General features: G+C 46.8%; 12 protein-coding genes. All 12 read left to right on the top strand.

Annotated elements, in window-relative coordinates:
- Window positions 1-31 precede the first annotated feature (31 nt).
- The 12 genes from ACMN7X_RS13670 to ACMN7X_RS13615 all read left to right on the top strand — a co-directional run bounded on the left by ACMN7X_RS13670 (window position 32) and on the right by ACMN7X_RS13615 (window position 12,530).
- Window positions 32-937, top strand: coding sequence for a radical SAM protein (locus ACMN7X_RS13670; RefSeq protein ID WP_418748011.1), 906 nt, complete (start codon window positions 32-34; stop codon window positions 935-937).
- Window positions 938-952: 15 nt separating this feature from the next.
- Window positions 953-1,549, top strand: coding sequence for a phosphatase PAP2 family protein (locus ACMN7X_RS13665; RefSeq protein ID WP_418748010.1), 597 nt, complete (start codon window positions 953-955; stop codon window positions 1,547-1,549).
- Window positions 1,542-2,972, top strand: coding sequence for an AI-2E family transporter (locus ACMN7X_RS13660; RefSeq protein WP_418748009.1), 1,431 nt, complete (start codon window positions 1,542-1,544; stop codon window positions 2,970-2,972). The genes ACMN7X_RS13665 and ACMN7X_RS13660 overlap by 8 nt, the downstream gene beginning before the upstream one ends.
- Entirely contained in the window at window positions 2,965-3,675 is a 711-nt protein-coding gene (locus tag ACMN7X_RS13655) for an AzlC family ABC transporter permease (RefSeq protein ID WP_418748008.1), read from the top strand. The genes ACMN7X_RS13660 and ACMN7X_RS13655 overlap by 8 nt, the downstream gene beginning before the upstream one ends.
- Window positions 3,672-4,004 carry a branched-chain amino acid transporter permease gene (locus tag ACMN7X_RS13650; RefSeq protein ID WP_418748007.1) on the top strand — a complete coding sequence of 111 codons (333 nt, stop codon included), beginning with the start codon at window positions 3,672-3,674 and terminating at the stop codon, window positions 4,002-4,004. The genes ACMN7X_RS13655 and ACMN7X_RS13650 overlap by 4 nt, the downstream gene beginning before the upstream one ends.
- A gap of 67 nt (window positions 4,005-4,071) precedes the next feature.
- A complete protein-coding gene (locus tag ACMN7X_RS13645) occupies window positions 4,072-4,533 on the top strand; it encodes an acyl-CoA thioesterase (protein WP_418748006.1) in 462 nt (153 codons plus the stop codon).
- A gap of 13 nt (window positions 4,534-4,546) precedes the next feature.
- Window positions 4,547-6,832, top strand: coding sequence for a hydratase (locus ACMN7X_RS13640; protein ID WP_418748005.1), 2,286 nt, complete (start codon window positions 4,547-4,549; stop codon window positions 6,830-6,832).
- Window positions 6,833-7,042: 210 nt separating this feature from the next.
- Entirely contained in the window at window positions 7,043-8,569 is a 1,527-nt protein-coding gene (locus ACMN7X_RS13635) for an alanine/glycine:cation symporter family protein (protein ID WP_418748004.1), read from the top strand.
- Window positions 8,570-8,653: 84 nt separating this feature from the next.
- Complete coding sequence (gene vanR, locus ACMN7X_RS13630) at window positions 8,654-9,349, top strand: VanR-ABDEGLN family response regulator transcription factor (RefSeq protein ID WP_418748003.1); 696 nt, start codon at window positions 8,654-8,656, stop codon at window positions 9,347-9,349.
- A 10-nt stretch (window positions 9,350-9,359) separates the two neighbouring features.
- On the top strand, window positions 9,360-10,487 hold the full coding sequence (locus ACMN7X_RS13625; protein ID WP_418748002.1) for a sensor histidine kinase: 1,128 nt from the start codon (window positions 9,360-9,362) through the stop codon (window positions 10,485-10,487).
- Between the two features lie 113 nt (window positions 10,488-10,600).
- Window positions 10,601-11,545 (top strand): D-alanyl-D-alanine carboxypeptidase family protein, encoded by a 945-nt coding sequence (locus tag ACMN7X_RS13620; protein WP_418748001.1) that lies wholly within the window; start codon window positions 10,601-10,603, stop codon window positions 11,543-11,545.
- Window positions 11,511-12,530: an EFR1 family ferrodoxin gene (locus ACMN7X_RS13615; RefSeq protein WP_418748000.1), complete on the top strand. Its 1,020-nt coding sequence runs from the start codon at window positions 11,511-11,513 to the stop codon at window positions 12,528-12,530. Before ACMN7X_RS13620 ends, ACMN7X_RS13615 begins: the two co-directional genes overlap by 35 nt.
- Window positions 12,531-12,543 lie beyond the last annotated feature (13 nt).

Below are 12,543 nucleotides of genomic sequence, written 5' to 3'. Positions count from 1 at the left end.
TGTTTCAGGTTAAGAGGACGGCGGAATGTAAATGAATTGGAAAAAATGGTATCGGGAATGTGGCTTATGTCCGAGAGAGTGCGGTGTCAATCGGCTGGATGGCCGCCGGGGGTTCTGCGGCCAGACGGCCGGGCTGAAAGTTGCCAGAGCCGCTCTGCATATGTGGGAGGAACCCTGCATTTCCGGGACAAGGGGCTCAGGCACCGTCTTTTTTACCGGGTGCCATCTGGGCTGCGTATTTTGTCAGAACGGACAGATTTCCAGGGGCGGCGCAGGAAAGGAAATATCCATCATCCGTCTGGCGCAGATTTTTATGGAGCTGCAGGAAAAGGGAGCCCATAATATTAATCTGGTGACTCCGACTCATTTTGTACCTCAGATTATTGAGGCTCTTCGCATCAGCCGGAAGATGGGGCTGCATCTGCCGATCGTCTATAATACGGGCGGCTTTGAAAAGGTGGATACGCTGGAGCTGCTGGATGGATGGGTGGACGTCTATCTGACGGATTTTAAGTTTATGGATGTCCATCTGTCGGGAAGGTATGCCCATGAGGAGGGGTATTCCTTTTATGCGGCCAAGGCGCTGGAAGAAATGTACCGGCAGACCGGTGCGCCGGTTTTTGATGAAAATGGCCTGATGACAAAAGGAATTATCGTTCGGCATATGGTATTGCCGGGACAGTCGATGGACTCCCGGCAGATCATTGATTTCCTTCATGAAAATTACGGAGATAATATTTATCTCAGTCTGATGAATCAGTACACGCCGTCGGGGGCTCTGGATAAATATCCGGAATTGCAGAAACGGGTAAAGCGGCAGGTTTACGAACGGCTTATTCAATATGCTATCCGAAAGGGCGTCGGAAACGCCTATATACAGGAGGGCGGCACGGCAAAAGAAAGTTTTATCCCGAATTTTGACGGTGAAGGCGTATAAAAAGAAGGAGGATGTATGGCGGAATATATCACCCATTTGGATTATTTGATTTTAATGTTTATTCAGGAGCATCTGAGGGTGGAATGGCTGACGAAACCGCTGGTATTTATCAGCCATCTTGGAAATTCCGGACTTTTCTGGATTTTCCTGTGCCTGCTTCTTCTTGTTTTTAAGCGGACCCGGAAAATGGGGCTCTGCGGATTGGCCGCCCTGCTTATCGGGGCGTTGATCACCAATGTGGCTTTGAAAAATATGGTTGCCCGGGTGCGGCCTTATGAACAGTTTTCCGATATTTTGCTGCTTTTGGAGCGGCAGAAGGATTTTTCTTTTCCGTCGGGCCATGCCTGCAGTTCCTTTGCGGCCGCCTGTGCCCTCTATTGGACATCTGAAGATAGAAGCCGGCTGATCGGTGTTTTGTCTATCCTATTGGCGGTATTGATTGCCTGGTCGAGACTCTATGTGGGCGTTCATTTCCCGACAGATGTTTTATGCGGTATATTGATCGGAATATTCAGCGCCTGGGCCGCAGGACGATTGATCTGGGCGCTTCAGAGAAGGCGCAGGGCAGTTATTGAGAACAGCAGTGTGAAAGAAGATGATGAAAATGGCTGAAAAAGGTACAGAAGAGAAAAAGGATGGCATGGAGAAATTATCTTTTCGGGGAATGGTCCGGCAGGCAACAGTCTATCTGTTTGTCATAGCCGTGAGTATTATTTTTATATTTATCCTTTTTAAATGGTCTGAGCTTCATAAGGCCTTTAACGGCTTGCTTAAAATTTTGGCGCCGGTGATCGCGGGACTGGTTATTGCTTATGTTTTGCTGCCCGTTGTCGAATTTGTGGAACGGCGGCTGCTGAAGTTGGATTGGGTGATGAAGAGCAAAAATCCGTCCCGGACAAAACGGGTTGTCCGGGGAGTTTCCGTGGGATGCGCCATGGCTTTTGCTTTGGGAATCATATTTATCCTCGGATATATGGTTCTGCCTCAGTTGGTGTCCAGTATTGCCCAGATCATTATGCGTTTTCCGACTTATACGCGGCGGGTGACGGAATGGTTTGAGGGCCTTCAGTATGAAAGTCAGTTTTCTCAGGATCTTCAGGAATTGATCAATCAGGCGATGGAATATTTACAGAAGTGGATGCAAAATGATTTTTATCCGCAGCTTCGGGCAGGAATTAATACGTTCACTTTGAGTATTATGAATGTTCTGCAGTTTTTATATAATATTATCGTTGGCGCTATTATATCGATCTATGTTATGATGAGCACCAATACTTTTACCGGGCAGGCAAAGAAGATTGCCTATGCGGTGCTGAAGCCGGATATAGCCAATTCCATGGTTGAAGTTGTACGGCATTGCAATCAGATTTTTGGCGGTTTTATTACCGGAAAACTTATCGATTCGGCAATTATCGGAGTGGTTTGTTTTATTGTGCTGAATCTGATCCAGATGCCGTATGCGATGCTGGTCAGCGTGATCGTTGGCGTGACGAATGTCATTCCTTTTTTTGGGCCTTATATCGGCGCTGTTCCGAGTCTTATTCTGATCAGTCTGACGGATTTAAAACAGGGGGCCATTTTCCTTATATTCATTATTGTTCTGCAGCAGATTGACGGAAATATTCTCGGCCCTAAGATTTTAGGAAATTCTACGGGGCTTTCGCCATTTTGGGTCGTATTCTCGATTTTGGTCGGCGGCGGCGTTTTTGGCTTTCCGGGAATGTTGCTCGGCGTGCCTGTATTTGCTGTCATTTATTATCTGATCAAAACCTTTGTTGAATATGCCCTTTATAAAAAGCGGATGCCGCTGGAAACTCAAAGCTATATTCGGGCGGACGGCTATGACATGGAGTCCGGGCAGCTGATCTACAGTGACAACGCGGCTGAGACACGAAAGGAACGCCGGGAGAAGTACGGCAGTTATAAAAATGTCAGCATTGAGCGGGATAAAAAACGGGAAGAACGGACACTGCGGGAGGATAAGAACCAGCAGAAGACGCGGGCCGAAGGCTCGGAGGGTGAAAAGGATGAGTAACTTGGCGGATGAACAAAAAACAGCTTTGAAAGCTGCTTTTCCGGGGACAATTCCGGTGATGACCGGTTACGTTTTTCTGGGAATGGCTTTCGGAATTTTATTAAATGCCAAAGGTTATGGCATCGGATGGGCTTTACTGATGAGCATTTTTATTTATGCCGGTTCCATGCAGTATGTGGCGATATCCTTACTGGCGGCGGCTTTTAATCCGATCGCGGCCTTTATTATGACACTGATGGTGAATGCCCGGCATTTATTTTATGGGTTATCCATGCTGGATAAATTTAAGAATACGGGAAAGTTAAAGCCCTATCTGATTTTTGGACTGACGGATGAGACCTTTTCCGTTCTCTGCGGAAAAGAGCCGTCGGAGGATATATCCAAACCCTGGTATATGTTCTGGGTGACTTTGCTGGATCAGATATATTGGGTGGCCGGGAGTGCTGTCGGGTCGCTTCTCGGCACTGTTATTTCTTTTAACACAAAGGGACTGGATTTCGTGCTGACGGCCCTCTTTGTCGTTATTTTTGTCGGCCAATGGCAGGAAACGGACAACCATTTGCCGGCGGTTGTTGGTGTCGCTGTGACGCTGCTCTGCCGTATAATTTTTGGAAGCAGTTCTTTTCTGATCCCGGCAATGCTTGGTATTTTGGTCTGCCTTTCGCTGGCACAGAAACAGATGCGGGGGAGGGATAGTTTATGACAGTTTTTCAGGCACTCATTACGATCGGGCTTTGCGTTGCCGGGACAATGCTGACCCGGTTTCTGCCCTTTATCCTGTTCCCGGAGAATAAGGAAACGCCCCGGTATATTCGATATCTCGGGACAGTGCTTCCCTATGCGGTGATCGGACTTTTGGTTATTTACTGTCTGAAGGATGTGAATATCTTCAGCGGCAGTCATGGGATTCCCGAGTTGATCGCGGTTGTTTTTATTGTTATTATACATAAATGGAAAAAGAATGTACTTTTGAGTATTGCGGGAGGTACATTGCTTTATATGATTCTTGTACAATACATTTTTATCGGATAATTATTCAATTTTACTTTGACAGAGTAAAAAAGTGTGCTAATATAAAAAAGGTCAGGAGTTGTGAACAATGAGAGAGATTATTATTGATGACCGGGATAGCGGGGACGCACCGGAGAGTCTTTATACACGTCGGGCCAACTATTATGAAACGGATAAGATGGGCATTATTCATCATTCCAATTATATTCGCTGGTTTGAGGAGGCAAGGCTTCACTATATGGAGGAAATGGGCTGGCCATTTACGAAGGTTGAGGCGATGGGAATCATGATTCCGGTGCTTTCTGTGGACTGTCAGTATAAATCCATGGTTCGCTATGATGACATTGTGGATATTTACACAAAAATTATTAAATTCACCGGTGTTAAGATGACGATCGCCTACCGGGTGCTTGATTCGGAAACCGGAGAACTCCGGTGTACCGGAAAGACGACCCACTGCTTTTTAAACGGGGATTATAAACCGGTGCGGCTGAAACGGGAGTACCCGGAGTTATATGAGACATTTATGAGCCATGTGGCTGTAGAATAGGAGGACAAAGCGTATGAGATTATACGAAAACGGCGCATATCTTTTGAACGGCTTGGACATCGTGGAAGATGCCGGCGACGTGCAGCAGATTCTTGCGGCAAAGACAGGAAAAGAAGTTTCAAAAGAAGAAGCGGCAAAGAATACGATTGCCTATGGGATTCTGGAAGCCCATAATACTTCCGGGAATATGGAAAAGCTGAAGATTAAATTTGACAAACTCACTTCCCATGATATTACTTTTGTGGGCATTATTCAGACAGCCAGAGCATCGGGGCTGGAAAGATTTCCGGTGCCTTATGTGCTGACAAACTGCCATAACAGCCTCTGTGCCGTTGGCGGTACGATCAATGAGGATGACCATATGTTTGGTTTATCCTGCGCGAAAAAATACGGCGGCGTCTATGTACCGCCTCATCAGGCGGTCATTCATCAGTTTGCCAGAGAGATGCTGGCTGGCGGCGGCCGCATGATCCTCGGTTCCGACAGCCATACCCGTTACGGCGCTTTGGGCACGATGGCTATGGGTGAAGGCGGGCCGGAGCTGGTAAAACAGCTTTTGAATCAAACTTATGATATTAATATGCCGGGTGTGATCGGCGTCTACTTAAAGGGTAAACCGATTCCGGGCGTTGGCCCGCAGGATGTGGCCCTGGCGATCATCGGCGCCGTATTCGACAACGGTTATGTAAAAAATAAAGTCATGGAATTTGTAGGACCGGGCGTTTCGAATCTGAGCGCGGATTTCCGTATTGGCGTGGATGTTATGACAACGGAGACAACCTGTCTGTCCTCCATCTGGCGTACAGATGATGAAATTAAAGATTTCTATGAGATTCATAAACGGCCGGAAGATTATAAAGAATTGAATCCGGGGGCAGTTGCTTATTATGACGGTATGATTGAGATCGATCTGAGTAAGATCCGTCCGATGATCGCCATGCCGTTCCATCCGAGCAACACATATACAATTGATGAATTGAATGCCAATCTGATGGACATTCTGGATGATTGTGAAAAGCGTGCCCTTGTCAGCCTTGACGGGCAGGTAAACTTTACTTTGAAGGATAAGGTACGCAATGGCCGTCTTTATGTGGAACAGGGAATTATCGCAGGCTGTGCCGGCGGCGGATTTGAAAATATCTGTGATGCGGCGGATATTCTGAAGGGCGCCAGCATTGGACCGGATGAATTTACACTGAGTGTTTATCCGGCCAGCACGCCGATTTATATGGAGCTTGTGAAAAATGGCGCAGTAGCCACATTGATGTCCACCGGCGCGATTGTTAAAACAGCCTTTTGCGGCCCTTGCTTCGGCGCGGGTGATACGCCGGCAAATAATGCGCTGAGTATCCGTCATTCCACCCGTAACTTCCCGAACCGCGAAGGCTCCAAGATTCAGAATGGACAGATCTCTTCGGTTGCTTTGATGGATGCCCGTTCAATTGCAGCGACAGCGGCAAATAAGGGCTATCTGACAGCGGCAACGGATATCGATGTGAATTATACGAAACCGAAATATTTCTTTGATGAAACCATTTATAAAAACCGTGTATTTGACAGTCATGGGGTGGCAGACCCGGATGTGGAGATCAAGCTCGGGCCAAACATTAAGGATTGGCCGGCCATGTCCGCACTTCCTCAGAATATGCTGTTGAAAGTTGTATCAGAGATCCATGATCCGGTAACGACAACGGATGAGTTGATTCCGTCCGGCGAAACCTCGTCCTTCCGTTCAAATCCGCTTGGACTGGCCGAGTTCACCCTGTCCAGAAAGGATCCGGCCTATGTCGGCCGTGCAAAAGAAGTACAGAAGGCACAGAAGGCGATCGAGGCAAACACATGTCCGCTGGAAGTTCTGCCGGAGATGAAACCGGTGATGGAAATCGTTCATACAAAGTTCCCGGAGGCCGGCGAAGGAAATCTGGGAGTCGGAAGTACGATTTTTGCGGTGAAACCGGGTGACGGTTCCGCCCGTGAACAGGCGGCTTCCTGCCAGAAAGTTCTCGGCGGATGGGCAAACATTGCCAACGAGTATGCGACAAAGCGCTATCGTTCCAATCTGATCAATTGGGGCATGCTGCCATTTATTATCCCGGAGGGCGAGCTGCCGTTTGCCAACGGCGATTATCTTTTCGTGCCGGATATCCGCAAAGCGGTGGAGGAAAAAGCCGATGTGATCACAGCTTACAAGGTTGGCGAAGAACTGGTGCCATTCACTATGACATTGGGCGAGCTGACCGATGAAGAACGGGAAATTATTCTTAAAGGGTGCCTGATCAATTACAACAGGGTTTCCTGATTTTTCCAAAAAAGTATTGACGCTTAATCAAATATTATTTATAATTATCCTAATACAATGGAGTATTCTCAAAGAATTGGGAGTACTCCGTTTTTTTGTATACCCATGCCGAGGCATTTGATATACGGGATGCCCGAACGGGTATATGAGCCTGAGTGCCGGGACGGGCACTTGGATGAGTGAAACCAAAAAACCCAGGAGGAAAATGTTATGATTGAACAAATTACGAAAATCAATGCTGCGATCAACGGTGTAGTGTGGGGCGTGCCGATGCTTGTTCTCATCATTGCAACAGGTATTATTATGACAGTGGGAATGAAATTTTTTCAGTTGGTTCATTTTAAAGAGTGGATGAATGAAACTTTTCTTGCCATTTTTAAAAAGAAGCATGTGCGGGCCCATACGGCGAAGCACGAAAAATCCATTTCCCAGTTCCAGGCCTTATCGACGGCCCTGGCGGCGACTATTGGTGTCGGCAACATTGCCGGTGTCAGCAGCGCGATCGTGGTCGGCGGCGCCGGTGCGGTATTCTGGATGTGGATATCCGCCTTTTTTGGAATGATGACAAATTACTCTGAAAATGTTCTCGGCATTTATTATCGGAGAAAGAACAGCAAGGGCGAATGGTCCGGCGGCGCTATGTATTATCTGCTGGACGGCCTTGGAGCAAAAAGGGGCTGCAGGGGCATTGGAAAGTTTTTGGCCATTCTTTTTTCTCTGTTCTGTATGTTTGCCAGCTTCGGTATCGGAAATATGACCCAGGTACACGAAATCACAAGTTCTATTGTTGATGCGTTTCATTTGCCGGAAACAGTTTTCGGAAAGGTGACGCCGCAGGTGATCATCGGCGTTTTACTGGCGGTACTGGCGGCTCTTGTTATTTTGGGCGGTATTAAATCCATCGGTAATGTGACAGAAAAAATTGTGCCGTTTATGGCTTTGATCTATATTATCGGTACTCTGGCAACTCTTATTATGAATATCGGTTCTGTTCCGGCAGTTTTTGGCGCTATTTTCAAAGGCGCTTTTGGTCTACAGGCTGTGGCCGGAGCGGCTGTTGGAACGCTGATCAAAAATGCGGTGACGATGGGCTTTAAGCGCGGCGTGTTCTCCAATGAAGCGGGACTGGGCTCTTCGGTTATGGTTCATTCCGCTTCAAATGTCAAGGAACCGGTTATTCAGGGAATGTGGGGAATTTTTGAGGTATTTTTTGATACCATTATTGTTTGTACCCTGACAGCCTTTACCGTTTTAAATTCGGGGCTGATCAATCTTGAGACCGGAGAAGTTCTGAGTGAGGCGACCGGGGCGTCTCTCGTCAGCGAGGCAATGGCTTTAAGATTCGGTTCGGCGGCCGGCATTTTTGTTGCGGTTGCTGTGGCGCTTTTTGCTTTTTCTACTGTGCTTGGCTGGTCATTCTACGGCACAAAGGCCTGCGAATTTCTTTTTGGAACAAAGGCTACCGTAGTATATAAAGTAATATTTGTTGTATGTATTGTTTTTGGAGCGACCATGAGTTTTGATCTGGCATGGGATATTGCCGATACATTAAACGGATTAATGGCGATTCCGAACCTTATTGGTGTGCTGGCCCTTTCGGGTACGGTGTTTGCGATCACCAGAAATTATATTGCCCGAAAGATATCAAAGACAGCGCCGGATCTGACGCCGATGCTTTCCGGTCTGCCGGAAATTCAGGAGGAGCAGGCACAGAAGCTGGCAGAGGATGGAGAATAAAAGACGCTCTGAAAACTTAGGAAAATATTAAAGATTTCTGAAACAGTTTCCTGTATAATGGTCTTGAGACGAGGGGGATAGACCATGAGTGAAAAGATATTGATTGTGGATGATGAACAGGAAATTGCTGATTTGGTGGCCCTGTATCTGGAAAATGAAAATTTTCAGGTATTTAAATTTTATTCTGCCATAGATGCGCTGCGCTGCATTGAAAATGAAAATCTGGATTTGGCGATTCTGGACGTGATGCTTCCGGATGTGAACGGATTTCAGATTTGCAGGAAGATCCGGGAGAAGTACAATTATCCGGTCATTATGCTGACGGCCAAGGGGGAAGAGATGGACAAGGTGAACGGTCTTGCTCTCGGCGCGGATGATTATATCACAAAGCCCTTTCTCCCATTGGAATTGGTAGCACGGGTGAAGGCGCAGCTTCGGCGGTATAAACGATATAATAAAGGCCAGGAGGAACCGTCCGATATTTTAATTCATTCCGGCCTTGTGATTCATGTGAAAAATCATGAGTGTACGCTGAATGAAAGGCCCTTGTCGCTGACGCCGACAGAATTTTCGATTTTGCGTATTTTGGTGGAGAGAAAAGGCAGTGTGGTAAGTTCGGAGGAACTGTTTCATGAAATATGGGGAGATGAATATTTCAGTAAAAATAATAACACCATCACCGTTCATGTCCGTCATCTGCGGGAAAAGATGGGAGATTCTTTTGAAAATCCCAAATACATAAAAACGGTTTGGGGGTGCGGTTATAAAATTGAGAAATAGGATTCTTTTAGTGATAAGACTTCTTCTTGTTTTGCTGGCCGGTTATATCAGCTGCCGGTTGTTATACATTTTTTTTGATACGGTTGTGAACGGATTTTTCATGGATTGGTTTGATGGGATGTTTTTGATCACGAAATCGGTGATCGATCCCTATACGATGGAAGAAGTCTATGTCCGGGATTTGAATATCTACGCATTTAAGCATTTTCTTTTTTGGGCGCTTCTTCTCTTTGTGTGCCTGTGGCTTGTGATCGTTTTTTTCGTATCCCGATATAAAGCGGACAGGCAGGTGAAGGCGGCTGTGACAGATATCGGGGACAGGATTCAGCGGTATATGTCCGGGGAGATGGATGTATCCGATGTTTTTCCGGCGGAGTATTCGGAAGTCTCGGTTCGGATCGGGGAAATTAAAAGTCGGATGCAGAGGAATGAACAGGCGTTAAAAGATGAGGCTCAGAGGAAAAATGATCTGATCACCTATCTGGCCCATGATCTGAAAACGCCCCTCACATCGGTGATCGGTTATTTAAGTCTTTTGGATGAAGCGCCGGATATGCCGGCGGAGCAGAAAGCCAAATATGTGCATATTACGTTGGAAAAAGCGCTGCGGCTGGAAAAATTGATCAATGAATTTTTCGAGATTACCCGCTATAATCTGCAGCAGATGGTTTTGGAGGAGGAAAGGATCGATCTGTCCTATATGCTTGTTCAGATGACGGATGAATTTTATCCGTTGCTGGCGGCCAATGATAATCGCATCGAGCTTCATGCAGATGAGGGGATATCTATTCAGGGGGATTCGGAAAAATTGGCAAGGGTATTCAATAATGTCCTTAAAAATGCCATTGCCTACAGTTATCCGGGTACAGAAATCAATGTGACCGCTCAAAAGACAGAGACACAGGTTATTATTGCCATCAGAAATCATGGAAAAACAATTCCGGCCCATAAGCTGGAAACCATTTTTGAAAAATTTTTCCGCCTTGATGAAGCGCGGCGGAGCAATACGGGCGGGGCCGGCCTCGGTCTCGCCATTGCGAAAGAGATCGTGGAGCTTCACGGCGGAAGTATTACGGCGGAAAGCGATCGGGAAGTAACTACATTCCGGGTTAGCCTTCCGTGCGGAAATATATTATAAAAAATGACGGGTATTTCTAAAACAGAGATACCCCTTATTTTATTTCTTTTTTTGTTCTATAAAATATGTTTTTTGGGAAAAATGGAAGACAGGAACATTGGGAGGAATGAAATATGCCAGTAAAAAGAAAGATATATTTTGCCTGGATGATGATTATGATGACCGGGTTGATCGCCGGATTTTCTATGTATATGGTTTCAAAGCAGTGGATTCAGACGGCGCCGCCGAGGATGCCGGATTACAGTGTGCAGGTGGCCAACGGTCGTTCAGGGCAGCTTTACAGCCCATGTGCCGTGCTGATCAATAGAGATACCGGGGAAATACTGATGGATATGGACGGCGGGGAACGGATATATCCGGCGTCTCTGACAAAAATTATGACGGCCATTGTGGCGATTGAGCATACAGATGATTTTACGCAAAAGGTGACAGTTGAGAAAAATGTGTTTGAGGATTTATGTGAAAAAGATGCTTCCATGGCCGGATTTGAGCCGGGAGAGGAAGTAAGTCTCAGAGATTTGTTGTACGGTATCTTGCTGCCGTCGGGGGCCGAATGTTGTCAGACTTATGCCCGGCATGTTGCGGGAACTGAGGCGGCTTTTGTGGATTTGATGAATCAAAAAGCAGAGGAGCTCGGAATGTGCCGCACCCATTTTTCCAACACAACGGGCCTGCATGAAGAGAACCATTATACGACAGCGGAAGACATGGCGGCTTTGCTGCAGTATGCCCTGTCCAATGAAACATTCCGGGAGGCTTTTACAAGCAAAACCTATGATGTGGAGCCGACCAATATCCACCCGAAGGGCATTTGCCTGCAGAGCACTCTGTCAAAGGGCATTGAAGAAATCAAGATGGAAGGAAAGGCGATGGAGGCTGAAATGATACTTGGAGGCAAAACAGGATATACGGATGAAGCCGGCCTCTGTCTGGCGAGTCTTGCTGAAATCAGCGGTCAGGAATACATTCTTGTCACTGCCGGGGCCGCCGGTTCCCATCAAACGGAACCCTATAATATTCTTGATGCGTTGGAAGTATACCAGAGACTGCTTTTCTGATAATCAGAGAAAGGAGACGATTGATTTTACAGAAGTAAATTGTTATAATGTGCATAGGGAAATGTCGGGCGGCTATTTCCATGGGGGTAAGCAGCAGGAAAAAAATGCAGAAAAGATAAACAGTGGGGAGGATGAACAGGAGGAGATTCAAATGGGAATGCACGTTGAGAAGGTTACAGCGCTCTATTGGAGTGCAACGGGAAACACAAAAAAAGTGGCGGAGATGATTGGAGATCGATTGGCGGAGATGCTTCATGTGTCCTGCTGCCCGGTGGATTTCACATCGCCGGCCAGCCGTCAGAAAGAATACGTATTTGGCGAGGGAGATCTGGTTGTGGTTGGTTCTCCGACATATGCCGGAAAAATTCCGAATAAGATCATGCCGGATTTCAAAGCGCGTCTTATCGGAAACGGCGCAATTGCAGTTCCGATGATAACTTATGGTAATAGAAGTTATGATAATTCGCTGGCAGAGCTGTGCGATATCCTTGAAAAGAATGGATTTCATACAATCGCCGGCGGGGCTTTTATCGCAAGACATTCCATGTCGGATATAATGGGTGCAGGACGGCCGGATGCGGCGGATATCGCTGAAATTCAGGCGTTTTCGGATCGGATTGGACATATGATCGGCGAGGCCGAAGAGATACCGGCGGCTGTGAAAGTATCCGGGGACGCCGGGGCTCCATATTATGTGCCGTTGAAGGAAGATGGCCAGCGGGCTAATTTTTTGAAGGCGAAGCCGGTGACCGATGAATCGAAGTGCGATCATTGCGGCGCCTGTGTAAAGGCCTGTCCGATGGCCTCGATCGATGCAGAGGATGTCACAAAGGTTCCGGGGCTTTGTATTAAATGTCACGCCTGTGTTCGTATTTGCCCGTCGGGAGCAAAATACTTCGATGATGCAGAACTTATATCCCATGTGTCCTTGTTGGAGGGACTTTGTAAAGAGCCGAAGAAAAATGAAGTTTTCTTCAGTTGGTAAATTTTATATAAGA

Source organism: Frisingicoccus sp., assembly GCF_048388605.1.
Taxonomy (GTDB): domain Bacteria; phylum Bacillota; class Clostridia; order Lachnospirales; family Lachnospiraceae; genus Frisingicoccus.
Note: the sequence above shows the minus strand (reverse complement) of the source record. Positions and strands in the feature narration are given on the sequence as shown.

Excerpts from the sequence above, each read along its gene's own strand:
- ACMN7X_RS13670 (WP_418748011.1), top strand. The coding sequence starts at position 32 with ATGAATTGGAAAAAATGGTATCGGGAATGTGGCTTATGTCCGAGAGAG.
- ACMN7X_RS13665 (WP_418748010.1), top strand. The coding sequence starts at position 953 with ATGGCGGAATATATCACCCATTTGGATTATTTGATTTTAATGTTTATT.
- ACMN7X_RS13660 (WP_418748009.1), top strand. The coding sequence starts at position 1,542 with ATGGCTGAAAAAGGTACAGAAGAGAAAAAGGATGGCATGGAGAAATTA.
- ACMN7X_RS13655 (WP_418748008.1), top strand. The coding sequence starts at position 2,965 with ATGAGTAACTTGGCGGATGAACAAAAAACAGCTTTGAAAGCTGCTTTT.
- ACMN7X_RS13650 (WP_418748007.1), top strand. The coding sequence starts at position 3,672 with ATGACAGTTTTTCAGGCACTCATTACGATCGGGCTTTGCGTTGCCGGG.
- ACMN7X_RS13645 (WP_418748006.1), top strand. The coding sequence starts at position 4,072 with ATGAGAGAGATTATTATTGATGACCGGGATAGCGGGGACGCACCGGAG.
- ACMN7X_RS13640 (WP_418748005.1), top strand. The coding sequence starts at position 4,547 with ATGAGATTATACGAAAACGGCGCATATCTTTTGAACGGCTTGGACATC.
- ACMN7X_RS13635 (WP_418748004.1), top strand. The coding sequence starts at position 7,043 with ATGATTGAACAAATTACGAAAATCAATGCTGCGATCAACGGTGTAGTG.
- vanR (WP_418748003.1), top strand. The coding sequence starts at position 8,654 with ATGAGTGAAAAGATATTGATTGTGGATGATGAACAGGAAATTGCTGAT.
- ACMN7X_RS13620 (WP_418748001.1), top strand. The coding sequence starts at position 10,601 with ATGCCAGTAAAAAGAAAGATATATTTTGCCTGGATGATGATTATGATG.
- ACMN7X_RS13615 (WP_418748000.1), top strand. The coding sequence starts at position 11,511 with ATGCGTTGGAAGTATACCAGAGACTGCTTTTCTGATAATCAGAGAAAG.